This window comes from Candidatus Azobacteroides pseudotrichonymphae genomovar. CFP2 (assembly GCF_000010645.1).
GTDB lineage: Bacteria > Bacteroidota > Bacteroidia > Bacteroidales > Azobacteroidaceae > Azobacteroides > Azobacteroides pseudotrichonymphae.
The window spans coordinates 763375-781190 of record NC_011565.1 but is presented as its reverse complement, the minus strand read 5'-3'; the positions used below and the strand labels follow the sequence as shown (position 1 = coordinate 781190).

Genomic DNA, 17816 nt, shown 5'->3' with positions numbered 1-17816 from the left:
TGGTATAATGAATATCACGATAGAGAAAACTGATGATGTAAATGCTCGAATTACAATCAGTGTGGTTAAAGATGACTATCAACATTTAGTGAGAAAATCATTAAGTAATCTTTGTAAAAATGTAGTTATTGCTGGGTTTCGGAAAGGCAATGTACCACAATCGATTATTCAATCAATGTATGGGAAAAATGTTTTGGTAGAGGAGCTGAATAAATTGGTTTCAAATGAATTATTAAAATATATAAAAGAGAACAAACTACGTATTTTGGGGGAACCACTTTTAATTAAAAAAAATCTAGACTTGAATAATCAAAAAGATTATGAATTCCTATTTGATATAGGATTACAACCTGAAGTAGATATTGGTTTAACAAAAAATGATGAACTACCGTATTATACTATAGTTGTAACAAACGAAATGATTGAAAATCAAATCAGTACTCTTAAGATGCAATATGGTAAGCATGACACCAATGTAGATGTAGTAGAAAATGATAGTATAATAAAGGGGAGACTTGTAGAGTTAGACGCAGAGAATGCGCTATTGAAGAATGGGATTAACCTTAAAGATGCAATATTGCTGCCTTTTTCTATAAAAGATGAGATGGAGAGAGATAAATTTATAAACAAGAAGATAGGAGATGTTATTATTTTTAATCCATATAGAGCTTTTAAAAAAAATGAAACTGAATTATCCTATCTTTTGAAAGTAAAAAAAACAGAGATACCCAATCATCAAGGAAATTTTTCTTTTGACATTACCGAAATAAGCTATTACAGAAAAGCTGAAATCAACCAGGAATTATTTGACAAACTGTATGGAATAGGAGTAGTTACTTCCGAAAAAATGTTTAAAGAAGTAATTAAGAGAAATCTAATTTTACAATTAGAATCTGAAAGCAATTACCGATTTCTCTTGGATATAAAAAAAATATTATTGGAAAAAATAAAAAAGGTTCGATTCCCTGAAGATTTTCTAAAGCGATTATTTATGGAATCTAATGCTAACGAAAAAGATTTTCCAAATGTTTTGCAGGCTATCAAGACACAATTTATCTGGAATAAAATAGTGGAGGATAATGGAATAAAAGTAACATCAGAAGATATGCGACAGACTGCAAAAACCTTAGCACGAGTACAATTTACTTTGTACAATTTACGTTTAATTTCAAATGATTTATTAGAAAGCTACGCAAACGAAATATTGAAAACAGAAAAATGGGTTCAGCAATTGCATAATAAAGCATTAGAAACTAAGATTATTGGTTTTTTGAAAGAAAAAATCAGTTTGAAGCCTATAAGTGTAATGAAAGAAGAATTTCGAAAAATTGCCTAAAGAATAACTAAAGAGAATTAAAATGAACAATGATTTTAAGAATTATGCTATTAAACATTTAGGTATAGATACAAATCTACTTGATAAGTATTCAACTGTTTCTAACAGTTATATTTCGCCGACAATTATAGAAGAACGACAATTGAATGTAGCTCAAATGGATGTTTTTTCCCGTTTGATGATGGATCGTATTATCTTTTTAGGAACTCGAATAGACGATTATTCTGCTAGTGTGGTCCAAGCTCAATTGTTATATCTCGATTCAGCGGAACCAGGTAAAGATATTTCTATTTATATTAATTCTCCGGGAGGAACCGTATATGCCGGATATGGCATTTATGACACAATGCAGTTTATTTCTAGCGATGTGACTACAATTTGCACAGGTATGGCAGCATCTATGGCGGCTGTTTTGTTGGTTGCCGGAACAAAGGGGAAACGTTCGGCTTTGTGTCATTCGCGAGTAATGATTCATCAACCATTAGGTGGAGCTCAAGGGCAAGCTTCTGATATTGAAATTACAGCTCGAGAAATATTAAAAATTAAAAAAGAAATATATACTATCATTGCCGAACATTCAGGACAATCTTATGAGCAAGTATTAAAAGATGGAGACCGCGATTTTTGGATGAACGCCGAGGAGGCATTGGCTTACGGAATGATAGATGGGATATTGACTAAGAAGAAGTGATTATGGAAGAGAAAGCTGAAAAACGTTGTAGTTTTTGTGGGAATCCATTAAATATATTTGTCCAAAAAAAGGATGTTTATATTTGCGACGTTTGCATAATGCAAGCTTATGAAGTACTCAAATCGTCTTTAAAAAAAATATCAAAAAATGCCTATCCCCTTCAAGCAGATGAGCTTCCTCATCCAAAAGATATCAAAGCTTTGTTAGATCAATATGTAATTAGTCAAGATACTGCTAAACGCTATCTTTCAGTTGCTGTTTATAACCATTACAAACGATTATTACAACCAAGGTGTACAGATGATGATGATGATGATGTGGAAATAGAAAAGTCCAATATCCTTTTGGTAGGGGCTACTGGGACAGGTAAAACACTTTTAGCTAAGACGATTGCACGTTTATTAAAAGTTCCGTTTACTATTGTAGACGCGACGGTTCTAACCGAAGCTGGATATGTTGGTGAAGATATTGAAAGTCTTTTGACTCGCTTGCTACAGGTAGCTGATTTTAATTTGGAAGCCACTGAACAGGGTATTGTATTTATAGATGAAATAGATAAAATTGCTCGTAAAGGCGATAATCCATCTATTACGAGGGATGTGAGCGGAGAGGGTGTTCAGCAAGGCCTCTTGAAACTATTAGAAGGTTCCTTAGTAAATGTACCTCCCAAAGGAGGACGAAAGCATCCTGAACAGGATATGATACAAGTCAATACAAAGAATATTCTTTTTATTTGTGGAGGTGCTTTTGATGGAATTGAAAGAAAAATAGCTCAACGTTTGAGCATGCAAGTTGTTGGTTATACGGCAAATGAAAATACAAAAAAAATAGATAGAAACAATCTACTGAAATATATAGCTCCACAGGATTTGAAAGCTTTTGGACTTATTCCTGAAATTATTGGAAGACTTCCTATACTAACCTATCTTGAACCATTAGATTGTATCGCTTTACGAGATATTCTTACAAAACCAAAAAATTCAATTGTTAAACAGTACATTAAATTGTTTGCAATGGATGGAGTCAAATTGAGTTTTGACAAAGAGACGTTAAATTATATTGTAGATAAATCTATAGAGTTTAAATTAGGGGCAAGAGGATTACGTTCGATCACAGAAAATATTATGATTGACGCAATGTTTGAAATTCCTTCTACATCCAGGAAAGAATTACATATAACTAAAAATTATGCTAAAGAGCGAATAGAAAAAGCTGAATTCCAAAACAAATATTGATATATTTCATATTTATATAAAATTTCTTTTATCGATTTTAGCAATAAGGCTGATAAAAAAGAAGAGGAAAGGAGGCTATTTACAGAAAAAAAGCTCAAAAAGATATATAGAAGACAGAAACTATTCTTTGCTTTCAAAGAGAAAAAAAGGAAAAATTAAGACTTTAAAAAAGAAGGGAATAAAAGGAATAAAAAGGGAACAGATATAAATTGAGAAAGCTAAAATTTATGAAGTATACAAGCAAAGAAAGATGATGATGAGGATTATTACTTTGATAATAGTGTTTTGGTTCTTTTTTCTGTGAGAGACTTGATTTTTCGTCTTCTCATGTAGTCGTGAGCTGCTCTCTATATAAAGACAACGCACATTCCTTTGAATGTGGCTGATACTTTCTATATAGGAGAGGGAGTCCTTTTCTCTCCGATTAGTTTAGAACTCTTGGCTCGAAAGAATCTGTGTTTACATCTATCATGTGTTCAGCAAGTATCTCCTCTTTCTCCATTCGATACAAATGGTATTATTTCGTGCTCCCCTCATTGGATATATAAATATTAAAAAAACTCTTCCAACCCCTCCCCCCAACCACAAATAACGCAACTACACAACCATGTTAATGGCTCAGAACGATAACAAAACTTAGCCTTCTCTACTAAGAGAGCTTTAGCGAATGTAATAAATAAGAAAAGGTAAGCAAAAAATATACTTGTTGTCTGTATATGTGTTCTTTGATAACGATGAAAAATGGAAGAAAATAAACACAGAGAGATGGGGAAATTACCAACGCATACCTTTGTAGAGTAAACATTTTTCGCTATGGTATTTTTACCATCTCTTAGCTGAACTAGTTACGAATTAACAATCATATGGAAACTAGTTAGCTGTATCATTTTTATTGGCACAACAATTACGAATTTATAGGCAAATATAGAAGTGTATTATTACCATATAATTACATATAATATGACGAATCCTAATAACTAAAAAAATTACAATTTTATTAATTATATGTTTTCCCTATCACAATCGGCAATTCCTACAAATGAAAACGAGAATAAATTGCCTATTGATCCTTCTCTATAAAAAAATAATAAACTCCCTAAATTCTAATTGTTCATATAACCAATCAGGAAGTATTCTGCCGTATCTAGCTAAATAAAAGGAATGCTTGTTAAACATAATACAGTGTTTACATCCATGAAAAAAATACCAAAACATTTAAGGATAGATATTACAAAATATAATGAGATATGAGATCATAGATGAACCTAATTATTACAGATGTTCATATTAAATATGTGTTGTGTATGTGTACTGTATGTAGCTTACTAAATTCTTATTTGTACAGTGTACATATATGTAGACTGTACAACAAAAATACTTATGAGGTAAACAACAAGTAAAAATAATCCTAAAATCTGTAAAATCTCAATGTTATCTAATAATTAGAAATAGTCTTACTATAACAAGTCTGTTTCAAAGTAAATTTATAAATAGATACTAAATAATTTACTTCTTTAATTAAAAACAATTGGAGACACCTTTCCGTAATTGCCAATTATTTTTAATTAGGTCAAAAATACTGAGCTTAAGAAACTATAGGATGGATAATGAATAGAAGATGGAAGAGAATTAACAAAAGCATATAAACGGAGAAATTAAGGATATTCACAAGATATTTGGGAATTATTATACCCATACAGAAAAAGATCTCACTCTGCTAGAGATACGAAAGATCATCCTAATAATTGAACAATTAAGATACCCATATAAAATTGCAATAATAAATAATAGTAATCTTGTATAAAGATACTTATTGGAGTGATTGATGTGTGTAATTATCGTTGGTCCTCTTATTAAAATACTACTAAATAACACTCTTAATAAAAAAAGCAACTTAAAAAAACAAAAGAACTATGAAAAGCTATTATCAGCTATTCATAGTATGTTGAAGAATGATCAAAAGGTTGCAAATTTGGTAGAAAAGGAATAACCTTTCTAGCAAATCAATATTTTCGTAAAAGGATCAAAAAAAAATCACGTTCAAATTATACACTAATACTAGTCAAATCAAAGAAAATTGTTAATCCTTCTGTTCATCTTCTATTTTCATTTAGACAAATATTCCAATTCTCTTGTTAGTGTTTGGAGTTAGTATAAGTGCACTTAAAAAAGGGGTTATCTTAAATGAAATGATTTCTTTGTTAAAGATTGCAAAGAATTGTTCGGTAGAACGAACATAGTATATAGTATACGAAACTGACAAAGATGATACATAAGCGTGAGAGACGTAGTATAACAAAAAAACAAATAGCATCACCATCATCCTCTTGTAAACAAACAGAAAGACTATGTCTATTCCAAGTTAGGAAACTATATTCCTAAGACAATTAACACCCACTTACAAGAACTGTTAAAGGACAAAAACGGAAAGATATACAAGAATATCTCAATTTGAATCAAACTTCTCCAATCAAGTTGTCATAACATGGGCAACCTTGAAGAAAAATTATCAATTCAGAATAAAGATCTAAAAAACAGAAAAAATTTTAATTTAGCAACCTTTTGCTGGATGAATTGCTTAAATCAGTGTTTCCCTAATCTAATTCTTAGCTTATATTTAGAGAAAATTTAAAAAGATGATACATTGAAAAAAACATATAAAAACGATTTATCCCTTATTATTTCTGCTTTGCCTGAATGTTCCGGAGTGTATATGTATTCAGATGAAAATGGTATAATTATCTATATTGGAAAGGCTAAAAATCTGAAGAAACGGGTATCTTCTTATTTCAAGAAAACAACACATGATAATCTTAAAACTAAAATATTAGTACAAAAAGTTAGAAACATAGACTACTTAGTAGTGGAATCAGGAGAGGATGCTCTCTTGTTAGAAAACAATTTAATAAAAAAATACCAGCCAAAATATAATATTTTACTTAAAGACGATAAAACTTACCCTTGGATAGCAATAAAAAATGAATCCTTCCCACGCATTCAGCTTTCTCGTAGAAAAGTCAAGAACAATTCTCGTTACTATGGACCTTATACCTCTGTGTCAAATGTAAAATGTTTATTACAACTTATTTGTTCTCTTTATCCAATACGGACATGTAAGTACGTTTTGTCGCAAGTGAACATAAAAAGAAAGAAATTTCATGTTTGTTTACAATATCATATAAAAAAATGTTTGGGCCCCTGTATTGGGATGCAAACGGAAAAAGAGTATGACGAAAATATTCGTTTATCAGAAAAAATATTGAAGGGAAAATATAGAGAAGTGAGCAGATTATTATATCAGAAAATGATAAACTTAGCTGCAGAGATGCAGTTTGAAAAAGCAGAAATCGTAAGAAAACAATATGTAATGCTAAAAGATTATTCTTCGAAGTCTATTGTTGTAAGTCAAAGCTTGAACAATGTAGATGTTTACTCTTTTGATGAGAATGCAAAATCAGCGTATATTAATTATTTGCATATTATCGATGGTGCAATAGTCAACGGTTATACAATAGAATATAAAAAAAAATTGGACGAATCTAAAGAAACTATTTTAGCAATGGGAATTACAGAGTTAAGATTGCGATTTAAAAGCAAAGCAAAAGAAATTATTGTTCCTTTTTATCCAGAAATAGAAATAGACAATTTAATTTTTACAATACCAAAGCGTGGAGAGAAAAAAAAATTACTCTGTTTGTCTGAAAAGAATGTTAAACAATACAAATTAGACCAATTAAACAAAGCTGATAAATTAAATTCTGAACAACGTTCAATACGTATTCTTAAAATACTTCAAAATGAATTGCACTTGAAAAAATTGCCCTTGCACATAGAATGTTTTGATAATTCTAATATACAAGGGGTTTATCCTGTTTCTTCTTGTGTCGTATTTAAAAAGGCTAACCCTTCTAAAAAAGATTATCGACATTTTAATATAAAGACAGTAAACGGACCAAATGATTTTCGATCTATGTATGAGACTGTTTTGCGTCGTTATAATAGATTGATTGAAGAGAATCAGCCTTTACCTGACCTAATTGTTATTGATGGAGGGAAAGGACAATTGCATGCATCAGTAGATGCTTTGAAAGAAATAGGTCTTTATGAACAAATCCCAATTATCGCTATTGCTAAGCGTTTAGAAGAAATCTATTTCCCAAATGATCCATTACCTCTCTATCTAGATAAAAATTCCGAAGGATTAAAGCTCATTCAATATTTGAGAGATGAAGCTCATCGTTTTGGGATAAATTTTCACCGCAATCAAAGGAGTCGAAATCAGTTAATCTCAAAATTAGACAGTATAAAAGGAATAGGAGTTGTTACTAAAGAAAAACTATTACGTAAATATAAAAGCACGAAGCAAATAAAAGAAGACGTATCCCAAGAGGAGATAATTTCTCTAATAGGAAAGAAAAAAGCGGAAAGATTGCTAAATCATTTGTCTTTATAAGACAAATCAGATCATTTCTATACAATTAGTCTCTTTATATTTTATTCTAGACGTGCAACAATAGTGTAATTCCCTCGTACTTTTTGATCAAGAGTTACCAGTATTTCTGCATTTAAAGGCAGAAATAGATCTATACGAGAACCAAATTTAATAAATCCCAACTGTTCATTAATTCGGCATTTTTGATTTGGTTCAACATAGGTAATAATTCGTCTTGCTATCACACCAGCAATTTGACGTAAAAGAACATGTTCTCCATTGTTCCTTTTTATCACTACTGTTGAACGTTCATTTTCTGTACTGGATTTAGGAAGGTAGGCAGCCCAAAATCGTCCATTTTGGTGTACGTAATACACCACCTCCCCATCTATTGGGATCCAATTAACGTGCACATTATTGATTCCCATAAATATAGAAATCTGTATTTTTTTTTCTCGAAAATACTCCTGCTCAAAAACTTCTTCAATAAACACTACCCTCCCATCTGCAGGAGATATAACAATATTTTTAGTATCTCCTATGAATATACGATCTGGATTTCTAAAAAAAATAACTACAATGGAAAAAAAGCAAGCAGAGGCTATTAGACTGAACAAATAGATAAGAGTACGAAATACAAGCAAATAACACCCAACATTAAGTAGTACTAAAAGAAAGAAAACAGTAAAAATAATACTACGTCCTTCTCTATGTATTTTCATGAATAGAAATAGCAATTGACTTTATCAAAATATTATTCATATACTTTATATCTAAAAACATCTTTTTAAATAATTCCGAAACTTTATCCTTATACCCTCCCCCATCTTGAATAACGAGTGTAACTTATTTTTTCTGTACAAATTTCTATTTAAATTGTATTTTAAGTGATTGATTTTCTTTTAGAAGAATATCTAACTGATTCCATTATTTTTCATGTTCTCAAATCAAAGAGCTACTCAAAGGTAGTTCTTTTTGGGATATAATTTTCCTATTTTTGTGCATCAAATTAGGCTTTCGCAAAATTAGAGAAATAATGATAATAGAATCAAATAATAAATTTGACTTCCCCTCTAATTTGAGTGATATTTGGAGATTATTGAATGATTGTGAACATAAATTATTACGAGAAAATAGTATAGTACAGCACTATAAAAGAAATCAACTAATTTATTCCGAAGGAACAAGTCCTATTTATTTGATGTGTTTATTGAAAGGGAAAGTGAAAATTTATAAAGATGGTATTTATGGACGCAAGCAAATTCTACGAGTAATAAAACCTATTCAATATTTTGCTTATAGAGCTTACTTTGCAGGAGAAAATTATTTGACATCATCATCATCATTTGAACCTTCTATCGTTTGTCTTATTCCCATGAAAGTGGTACAACAAATAATGAGAAATAACCACAATCTTTGTGTTTTTTTTATTCGACAGCTTTCTATAGATTTAGGGAATGCAGATGAACGCGTAGTTAATCTAACTCAAAAGCATCTTCGTGGACGTCTATCTGAAACATTGCTCTCTCTCATAAAGAATTATGGTTTAGATACAGATTCATCCATTAATATCTATCTATCTAGAGAAGATCTCGCTAATATGTCCAATATGACTACTTCTAATGCTATTCGTACTTTGTCTGCTTTCGCTAATGAAAAGATTGTTGCAGTAGATGGCCGTAAAATCAAATTACTTAATGAAGAAAAACTAAGAAGGATTAGCCGCATTGGATAAAGAAGCTTTTAGGGAATAAAGTCAAATTGTGTATAAGGAGTTAATGCTTTGGGGATTTTAATCCCTACCGATGTCTGATTATTTTCTATCAGTGCAGCGACAATCCTTGGCAATGCTAAAGCGCTACCATTTAATGTATGACACAAATGTATTTTTTTATCTTTCCCACGATAACGACATTTTAGTCTGTTAGCTTGGTAGCTTTCAAAATTAGAAACTGAACTGACTTCCAACCAGCGCTTTTGTGCTGCTGAATATACTTCAAAATCAAAAGTTAAGGCAGAAGTAAAACTCATATCTCCTCCGCAAAGACGCAAAAGTCTCCATGGCAATTCTAATTTTCCTATTAGTGTTTGCACATAGCTCACCATTTCTTGTAATGATTCATAAGAATGATCTGGTGTATCAATACGAACAATTTCTACTTTGTCAAATTGATGCAAACGATTCAAACCACGTACATCTTTCCCATAAGAGCCAGCTTCTCGGCGAAAACATGCTGAATAAGCTGTATTTTTAATAGGCAAATCTTTTTCATCCAGAATTATATTACGATAAATATTCGTTAGAGGGACTTCAGCTGTCGGAATTAAATACAATTCATCCATTTCATAATGATACATTTGTCCCTCTTTGTCAGGTAATTGTCCTGTCCCATATGCAGAACGTGCATTTATCATATAAGGAGGCTGAATTTCTATATAATCGGCTTTGCGAGCATTATCTAAAAAAAAATTGATTAAAGCTCGTTGTAATTGAGCTCCTTTTTGTTTATAGACCGGAAATCCACTACCAGTAATTTTGACACCTAATTCAAAATCAATTAAATCATATTTCTTCGCCAATTCCCAATGAGGTAAAGCATTAGAAGATAAAAATGGAATTTGTCCCTCTCTTTTTTCAATTACATTATCTTTTGAGTATTTTCCCACAGGTACTTGATCGGATGGAAGATTTGGAATTTGATAAAGCAATTCTGTTATTTTATTTTCTGCCTTTTTCATTTCAGATTCTAACTTCTTGTTGTCTTCCTTCAAATGAACTACTTGCTTACGAATTAATTTTACTTCTTCCTCTTGTCCTCTTTTTATTATTAATTGTCCTACGGATTTTGACATCTTTTTTAGTTTGTAAAAGTTTCTATCTAATAGAATCTGGATAGACTTCCGTTTTTCATCAACTTTAACTACTTCCGTGATAATATCTTTGGCATCGAAATGTTTTTTTGCCAATTTGATTATTACTGCTTGCGTATTGTCTGTAATAGTTTTGAGTGTAAGCATACATCAATAGATCTAAAAGGTATTTTAATAACCTTAATGCTGGTGTAAAAAGCAAGCTATTTTAGAATTTCAGACTAAAAGATTACTTATCCGTATTACAACAATCCCCCTTTGTACAACAGATGAAGGGAAAGTGAACGACAAAAATCTGCAGGATACTTTTCAGTAGTCCTATAAGGACTATCAGCACAAACAATAAAACAAGGGCCATTGTAAAATAGAAAAAATCGAAACAGCCCCAACCACCCACCGTATAACTTTTTTCTAGATATAGTATATCTATCTCCGCACGATACAATGATGAATATTGTAAAATTCACAGATACATTCCCTCTCTATGCAATTATTTCTACTGAAACATAAGAACGATTCTCTTGCTTTTTCCTAAAAATTACTCTACCCTCAATAAGAGAATACAAAGTATGATCCTTGCCAATACCTACATTATTACCAGGATGATGTTTAGTCCCTCTTTGCCGAACTAATATATCCCCTGCTTTGCAAATCTCACCACCAAAGACTTTAACCCCTAATCGTTTGCTATGCGATTCTCTCCCATTTTTCGAACTACCAACTCCTTTTTTATGTGCCATCTATAGAATTTTCTACTAATTAAATCAAAATATTTCTAATTAAGATTTGGGAAAACTGCTGACGATGTCCGTTTAATTTACGGTATCCTTTCCTTCTTTTCTTGTGAAAAACTAATATTTTATCTCCTTTTACTAATGATCGTAAAATGCTGACTTCCACTTTGGCTCCTTTTATTAAAGGATTACCTATTGTAATAAAACCATCATTATCTACTAACAATACCTTATTAAAAATTATAGGAACACCTTCTTTAGCTTCAAAGTGATTAACATATAATTTTTGATCTTTTTCAACTTTGAATTGTTGTCCTTGAATCTCTACAATTGCATACATCTCTTTCTCGTTTACTAGCTATTTCTAGACAATAGACAGATTTTTCATTTGAAAATTTAGATTCACCAAATAAAAAAATTGCGAGGTTAACTCATTAAAAAAAACTAAAAAAAATAGTAAAACACAAGACTCATCTCTTCTTACTAAATACCTCCGAATTACTGAATTGCCCACGCAATATACTAAAAGTTTTGACAATTTATACATTGTTAATTTCAATTAACTCTCATTTTTTATCTAGCAATACTTCCAATATTTGTAATAAACTTCACCCAACTGTATTTTTCTTTACAAAAAGAAATACTATAACTATCTACACTTGATTTCTACTTATTAGAGTATAGTTTCATACCAAAACCCAAAAATTACCCCTATTTCAAACAAATAAACAAACAACTATGATGATAAAACAAAAGAAGGAAAGCATATTGCGAGCTAAAAACCAACGAATAAGAAACCAATCAATATCCATTGTTTTTATTTGCTGCCAATCACCCATAGGGCCCATCCAAAAACGAGGAGAAAACTTCTTTTTAGGATAATAAATAAACTGTACCATCAAGTATAATAAAGAAACAGCCATGGGTAGTGTAAATAAAACAAATAAATAGTAAACTGACAAATACCCTGCAATAACTCCACCAAGAATACATCCAAAAGAAATTATCAATAAAAGAAATACAAAAATTAACATTAATCTCTTATCTTTTAATAAGACAGCAAGTGTCATTTTTCCAATTTCTTTATCAGGTTCATAATCCATAATAGAATGCACATAAACAATATTTGCAACCAACATTCCAACAGGAATTGAAATAAAAAACACAGAAGGGTCAGCTTTGCCACAAGCTGCGTAATAGACACCTATCATTAATAATGGACCGAATACTATTCCAATAACAAACTCTCCTAGCCCATGATAAGATAATCGCAAAGGTGGGCCAGAGTAAGAAATTCCTAAAATAGCAGTAATTATTGCTAAATATAAAATGAAATTTTTGCGAAAAAACCATATTATTAAGCCAATTAATAATGCAAAAGCACAAAAAACAACACATGCAATCAATAATTGTCCTAAAGTAGTTTGTTTTGAAGTAATATAATAACATTTTGTAGTTCTTGCACGAAACCCTTTTTTTACCATAATATCGCGGAAATCGCTTTTCTTTACTTTATAATCAAAATAATCATCAAAAAGGTTAATTCCTAAATGACCGACACTAACTCCAATAATAGCTAACAATCCAAGCCAAATAGAAAATCTTTCGACTTTAGATGCCAAACAAACAGCCAAAACAGCTGGCAAAAAGCTTTGAGGTAGTGATTTAAAACGAGCATTTTTTATCCAAAAGCGAACAATATTCATGTATATTTACTAATCTTTTAAAATTCAGAGCTAAAATAAAACCGTATTCCCGGAAAATCCTACTGTGCTATTTTCAATATATAATCAGAATTAGCAAGAAAAACATCCCTGCCTTATTTGTCTAATTCCAAATAATGATATTTTCGTTTCTTAAAATCATCTAATACTTTTTACAAGTCACTTTCAATCCAACATGCTTCGTGGAAACGAACAGTTTCCCATTTACATCAATCCCATATTCATACAAAAGTCGATACTGAATTACTTCAAATTGTAATTGTCTTACAGTTTCAATAATTCTCCTTCCATTAGAAGAACTTATAAAAAGTTGAGCAACACCTTCACCTATCAATTGATCAATGCCTCTGTTAAACTGCTTGGCTTTCATTGATTCAGCATTTTCAATATATTTGATTTTTTCTGGGAAAAACTTGGCAAATCTTTAAAATGCAAATCTTCCCCAATGTTAGTGTATCGCCTATTTTAAAATCTTCTGCATTCAGAATACCAATAATATCCCCTGCATAAGCCGAATCTACTGTTCCCTTTTTTTGTTCCATAAATTCTACTACTTGTGAAAACTTCATCACTCTACCTAAACGGGTATGTTTAGAATTTACATTCTATTCAAATTTATCAGAACATGTTTTTATAAAAGCAATATAATTTCTATGATTGGGATCCATAATTGGCATAAATTTTAAAAACAAAACCATAAAACAAATCAATTTCAAGATTTACCATTCTCTCTTTTGCCCTAATTAGGATGTGGAGAAGGTGCAATACAAACAAAACAATTTAATAAACTCTCTTATACCAAAATTATTCAAAGCCGAACTGAAAAAAACGGTGCAAGACCATCTATTAATTCAACATCATCTCGCAGCTTATCCGCCAAATCAATACCTATAAAATAAATTGCTTTGGCTCTCTGAACTATTCAAATCATTAAAAACAATAAATTCTGTTATAGTCTGTTTAGTAGAAGCACGTAAATCCAATTTCTCTTCGTAAATATTATAAACAACCCTTTAAACCGGACTCCAGTTCCTATTGGCCAACTTAAAGGACAAACATGGATTTTTAGTTTCTCCCCCACCAATTCGTCTAACAAATCAAAGGTGTCCTTCCACAATCTCTATCCATTTTATTGACAATAAATCGTAACAGACGCGTACTTCGCGTATTCTACATACTTCTATTAACCTACTAGTTTGTATTTCAACACCATTTGCAATATCTACTACGATTAATAACACTGTCAACTGCAGTTAAAGTACGATGAGTAATCTTCTATAAAAATTCCGATGTCCGGAAGTATCCAAAATATTGACTTTATAACCACTGTAATCAAAGCTCATAACAGAAGTTGTAATAGAAATACCTCGTTATTTTTCTACTTCCATCCAACCAGAAGTAGCTGTCTTTTTAATTTTATTTGACTTGACTGCCCCTGCTGTATGAATAGCCTTCCCCAAAAGTAAGATTTTTTCAGTCAATGTTGTTTTCCCTGCATCAGGATGACTAACAATTGCAAATGTTCTACGACGTTTTATCTCAATTACAATTTCATTCATCTGTTTACAACGGAAATTATATTATATAGAAATTAAAATACTTAACAACGGTTAAAGAAAATTTCTAAATAGAAAATTGCTCTGATATCTTAAAAAAAGAAAAGAGACAAATCATATAGACTCGCCTCTCAATAGTTTTACAAAAAAAATAATTGCTACCTATTACGATTATATTCACCTCTATTATCATTCATAAAACCACTCCTTTTTTCCTTCGGACGAGCTTCAGATACAGAAATTGTTCTTTCATCAAATTCACTACCATTCAATTCAGCAATAGCTTTTCTTGCTTCCTCATCGTCTTCCATTTCCACAAACCCATAACCTTTAGATCTACTCGTTTGACGATCAATAATCACTCTTGCTGAACTAACAGTCCCATAAGACTCAAAAAGATTTTTTAAATCATCATCATTCAATCTAAAACTCAAACCTGCAATAAAAATGTTCATCACTATAAAATATAAATTAAAAAAAATAGAATTAAACTCCCACACAAGAGAATTATTGCAGATTTTATTACCTAACCGAAAAAAACACTCACAAGAAATAAAAACTGTTCTAAAAACTCGAATGCAAAAACAAATATAAAAAATCAATTCAAACAAACAAAAGAATACCTCTATTTATCGAAATTCATATTGAATTTATATTATCTCTCCTATCTCTCCCCCCTTTTTTATCCAAGAAAGCCAAGTAAAACACCTGCAGCCACTGCTGAACCAATTACCCCTGCTACATTTGGACCCATAGCATGCATTAGCAAATAATTAGTGGAATCATATCCTAATCCCACTATTTGAGAAATACGTGCTGAGTCTGGAACGGCCGAAACACCTGCATTCCCAATCAAAGGATTAATTTTATTATCCTTCTTCAAAAAGAAGTTGAAAAACTTAACAAACAAAATACCCGCAGTAGTAGCAATAACAAAGGATAAAGCTCCTAAAACAAAAATCTTTACAGAATCCAACGTTAAAAATTGCGTTGCTTGTGTAGAAGCACCCACAGTTATTCCTAATAAAATAGTAACTGTATCAATTAACGGGCCACGAGCAGTTTCTGCCAAACGACGAGTAACCCCAGATTCCTTTAACAGATTACCAAAAAATAACATTCCCAATAACGGAAGTCCCGAAGGGACAAGAAAACAAGTTAACAATAATCCAAAAATGGGAAATAATATCTTTTCTGTATGAGAAACTACTCGAGGAGGTTTCATGCGAATAAGCCTTTCTTTTTTTGTAGTAAGCAACCGCATAATAGGAGGCTGTATCACTGGTATTAAAGCCATATAAGAATAAGCTGAAATAGCAATAGCTCCCATCAAATTGGGAGCAAGTTTAGAGGAAAGGAATATTGCAGTAGGACCATCTGCCCCACCAATGATTCCAATTGCACCTGCCTGGTCAGGTGCAAAACCAATTATAAAAGCCAAAATATAAGCACCAAAAATACCAAACTGAGCAGCAGCACCAATCAACATTAACTTAGGATTAGATATAAGAGCTGAAAAGTCAGTCATTGCACCAATACCCAAAAAAATAATAGGCGGATACCAACCCTGTACTACCCCTTGGTAAAGAATATTCAAAACAGAACCTTCTTCGTATATCCCCAACTGTAAACCTGCATCCTTGAAAGGAATATTTCCAACCAAAATACCGAAGCCAATTGGAATTAAAAGCATAGGTTCAAATTCTTTGACAATAGCTAAATAAATAAAAATTAGACCGACAAAAATCATAATGATATGTCCAACAGTTACATTAGCAACACCAGTATAGGTCCAAAAAATTTCAAGGTTTTCTCCCAAAAATGATAAAAAATCCATAGTATTATCCAATTATTACAAGGGATGCACCCTCTAATACAGAATCTCCCTTACTAACTTTTATCTCTTTTATCACTCCATCCCTATCCGAATTGATAACATTCTCCATTTTCATAGCTTCTAAAATTAATAGTTTTTGGCCTTTTTTTACAATATCCCCTCTTTTACAAAACAAATCAAGCACTATTCCAGGCAATGGAGAATGCAAAGCACTTACATTTGCCAAAGGCTGTGGACGAGTAACAGGAGGTGCAACAGTCTGTACAGGACGATTAATTGTTATTACGTGCTTTTTTGCAGGCTTATTCATTTCTACTTTGTAAGGTGTACCATTCACCTCAACATCTGCAGTAGTATCTTCTATTCTATTTATAACTACCTTATAAACATTCCCATTGATTGTATATTTAAAACTTTTCATTTTTTACTAGGAGTTTCTCTTAACATATATATTTTAGAATTCCAAGGAGAATAATTTCGTGCCGTATTTTTAATAGTGATAATTGTATTTTCTTCGTCATGCATTTCGGTAGCCTCGTAAATAGCCATAGCAATGGCAGCAAAAATTTCTCCAGAAGGTTGAGCAATATTCTTTAGTTCCTCCTTAGTAATTCCTGATGCCAATATAGTGCGACGAGTACTCAATAATATCGCTACTCTCCCTACAACCTTAAATATTAAATATAATACAATGAGTCCACCAAATACTACAGACATTGCAGTTAATGTCATCCCAACACCCCCATTGTCATTTTTTTCAAGATTATCTATCTTACTATTAGCATCTAATATCCTGTTATTAGAATTAGGAGTTACTTTTTCATAATAAACCCAGAGTTTATTGCCACTCTTATAAGATGAATTTAGTTTAATTTCTTTTTCCAAACGTTTTTGGTCCCAACCATCTTCCACTAAACCATAACTAATATTTGCTCGTTGTCCAACAGGAATAGTAACTGAATCAATCAAAGTTTTTCCATCTGAATCAAAAAGAGCAATAAAATTTGCTTCATCCGGATTCAATGTAAAATTTAAATGAAAAGTCCCATGTGTAGTAATATTATCTGCCCAAAAAAGAATATGCTGACGAGGTTTAATTTTAGTCAAAATATCACCTTTGGGTACCATATACTTTCTCGGCTCATTAATATCATTAGTTAGGAAACATCCTGCAATATTAACTGTTCCAGAAGCAGAATTATAGATCTCTATCCACGGAGATCTTTTCCCATAATCGTCAATAAAATTATCTTCATTAATAACTAATATTTCATTAATTTTGAGGGCGGCTGTACACTGTGCTTGGACTTTGGGAATCATATAAAATACCAATAAACAAACTAGCACTATTTTGTATGTTTTGTATTTAACTCTAAACATAAAATCAAGAATTACTACTA

The 17816-nt window shown here is 31.4% G+C and carries 14 protein-coding genes and 1 pseudogene; 5 read left to right on the top strand and 10 right to left on the bottom strand.

Annotation, left to right across the window (positions count from 1 at the left end; all coding sequences use genetic code 11):
• Positions 1 to 7 precede the first annotated feature (7 nt).
• From CFPG_RS03135 to uvrC, 4 genes are all read left to right on the top strand, one after another.
• Entirely contained in the window at positions 8 to 1336 is a 1329-nt protein-coding gene (locus CFPG_RS03135; RefSeq protein ID WP_012573568.1) for a trigger factor, read from the top strand.
• Positions 1337 to 1358: 22 nt separating this feature from the next.
• Positions 1359 to 2027: an ATP-dependent Clp endopeptidase proteolytic subunit ClpP gene (gene clpP, locus CFPG_RS03130; protein WP_012573567.1), complete on the top strand. Its 669-nt coding sequence runs from the start codon at positions 1359 to 1361 to the stop codon at positions 2025 to 2027.
• Positions 2027 to 3262: an ATP-dependent Clp protease ATP-binding subunit ClpX gene (clpX, locus tag CFPG_RS03125; protein WP_265348060.1), complete on the top strand. Its 1236-nt coding sequence runs from the start codon at positions 2027 to 2029 to the stop codon at positions 3260 to 3262. Before clpP ends, clpX begins: the two co-directional genes overlap by 1 nt.
• Before the next feature lie 2713 nt (positions 3263 to 5975).
• On the top strand, positions 5976 to 7715 hold the full coding sequence (gene uvrC / locus CFPG_RS03120; protein ID WP_050720687.1) for an excinuclease ABC subunit UvrC: 1740 nt from the start codon (positions 5976 to 5978) through the stop codon (positions 7713 to 7715).
• 41 nt (positions 7716 to 7756) lie between these two features.
• On the opposite strand, the gene CFPG_RS03115 is transcribed toward uvrC, so the two are convergent.
• The gene (locus tag CFPG_RS03115; RefSeq protein WP_012573564.1) at positions 7757 to 8416 is read right to left on the bottom strand and encodes a phosphatidylserine decarboxylase family protein; all 660 of its coding nucleotides are present in this window, start codon (positions 8414 to 8416) and stop codon (positions 7757 to 7759) included.
• Positions 8417 to 8730: 314 nt separating this feature from the next.
• Here CFPG_RS03115 and CFPG_RS03110 point away from each other — a divergent pair, with 314 nt between their 5' ends.
• Positions 8731 to 9429 carry a Crp/Fnr family transcriptional regulator gene (locus CFPG_RS03110; protein WP_012573563.1) on the top strand — a complete coding sequence of 233 codons (699 nt, stop codon included), beginning with the start codon at positions 8731 to 8733 and terminating at the stop codon, positions 9427 to 9429.
• Between the two features lie 8 nt (positions 9430 to 9437).
• Here CFPG_RS03110 and serS read toward each other — a convergent pair whose 3' ends face one another.
• The 9 genes and pseudogenes from serS to CFPG_RS03065 form a co-directional block, all read right to left on the bottom strand.
• Positions 9438 to 10712, bottom strand: coding sequence for a serine--tRNA ligase (gene serS / locus CFPG_RS03105; protein ID WP_012573562.1), 1275 nt, complete (start codon positions 10710 to 10712; stop codon positions 9438 to 9440).
• A 335-nt stretch (positions 10713 to 11047) separates the two neighbouring features.
• Positions 11048 to 11305, bottom strand: a complete 258-nt coding sequence (gene rpmA / locus CFPG_RS03100) for a 50S ribosomal protein L27 (RefSeq protein ID WP_012573561.1) — start codon at positions 11303 to 11305, stop codon at positions 11048 to 11050.
• Positions 11306 to 11324: 19 nt separating this feature from the next.
• Positions 11325 to 11639, bottom strand: coding sequence for a 50S ribosomal protein L21 (rplU, locus tag CFPG_RS03095; RefSeq protein ID WP_012573560.1), 315 nt, complete (start codon positions 11637 to 11639; stop codon positions 11325 to 11327).
• A gap of 376 nt (positions 11640 to 12015) precedes the next feature.
• Positions 12016 to 13005, bottom strand: coding sequence for a prenyltransferase (locus tag CFPG_RS03090; protein ID WP_012573559.1), 990 nt, complete (start codon positions 13003 to 13005; stop codon positions 12016 to 12018).
• A gap of 59 nt (positions 13006 to 13064) precedes the next feature.
• Positions 13065 to 14582, bottom strand: a pseudogene (locus CFPG_RS03085) (peptide chain release factor 3).
• Between the two features lie 155 nt (positions 14583 to 14737).
• Complete coding sequence (locus CFPG_RS03080; protein ID WP_012573558.1) at positions 14738 to 15034, bottom strand: RNA recognition motif domain-containing protein; 297 nt, start codon at positions 15032 to 15034, stop codon at positions 14738 to 14740.
• 227 nt (positions 15035 to 15261) lie between these two features.
• Complete coding sequence (locus CFPG_RS03075) at positions 15262 to 16416, bottom strand: sodium ion-translocating decarboxylase subunit beta (protein ID WP_012573557.1); 1155 nt, start codon at positions 16414 to 16416, stop codon at positions 15262 to 15264.
• A gap of 4 nt (positions 16417 to 16420) precedes the next feature.
• Complete coding sequence (locus CFPG_RS03070) at positions 16421 to 16837, bottom strand: biotin/lipoyl-containing protein (RefSeq protein WP_012573556.1); 417 nt, start codon at positions 16835 to 16837, stop codon at positions 16421 to 16423.
• A complete protein-coding gene (locus CFPG_RS03065; protein WP_012573555.1) occupies positions 16834 to 17796 on the bottom strand; it encodes an OadG family transporter subunit in 963 nt (320 codons plus the stop codon). Before CFPG_RS03065 ends, CFPG_RS03070 begins: the two co-directional genes overlap by 4 nt.
• Positions 17797 to 17816 lie beyond the last annotated feature (20 nt).

Excerpts from the sequence above, each read along its gene's own strand:
- CFPG_RS03075 (WP_012573557.1), bottom strand. The coding sequence starts at position 16,416 with ATGGATTTTTTATCATTTTTGGGAGAAAACCTTGAAATTTTTTGGACC.
- clpP (WP_012573567.1), top strand. The coding sequence starts at position 1,359 with ATGAACAATGATTTTAAGAATTATGCTATTAAACATTTAGGTATAGAT.
- CFPG_RS03110 (WP_012573563.1), top strand. The coding sequence starts at position 8,731 with ATGATAATAGAATCAAATAATAAATTTGACTTCCCCTCTAATTTGAGT.
- rpmA (WP_012573561.1), bottom strand. The coding sequence starts at position 11,305 with ATGGCACATAAAAAAGGAGTTGGTAGTTCGAAAAATGGGAGAGAATCG.
- CFPG_RS03080 (WP_012573558.1), bottom strand. The coding sequence starts at position 15,034 with ATGAACATTTTTATTGCAGGTTTGAGTTTTAGATTGAATGATGATGAT.
- CFPG_RS03115 (WP_012573564.1), bottom strand. The coding sequence starts at position 8,416 with ATGAAAATACATAGAGAAGGACGTAGTATTATTTTTACTGTTTTCTTT.
- rplU (WP_012573560.1), bottom strand. The coding sequence starts at position 11,639 with ATGTATGCAATTGTAGAGATTCAAGGACAACAATTCAAAGTTGAAAAA.
- CFPG_RS03070 (WP_012573556.1), bottom strand. The coding sequence starts at position 16,837 with ATGAAAAGTTTTAAATATACAATCAATGGGAATGTTTATAAGGTAGTT.
- CFPG_RS03065 (WP_012573555.1), bottom strand. The coding sequence starts at position 17,796 with ATGTTTAGAGTTAAATACAAAACATACAAAATAGTGCTAGTTTGTTTA.
- CFPG_RS03090 (WP_012573559.1), bottom strand. The coding sequence starts at position 13,005 with ATGAATATTGTTCGCTTTTGGATAAAAAATGCTCGTTTTAAATCACTA.
- CFPG_RS03135 (WP_012573568.1), top strand. The coding sequence starts at position 8 with ATGAATATCACGATAGAGAAAACTGATGATGTAAATGCTCGAATTACA.
- serS (WP_012573562.1), bottom strand. The coding sequence starts at position 10,712 with ATGCTTACACTCAAAACTATTACAGACAATACGCAAGCAGTAATAATC.
- uvrC (WP_050720687.1), top strand. The coding sequence starts at position 5,976 with ATGTATTCAGATGAAAATGGTATAATTATCTATATTGGAAAGGCTAAA.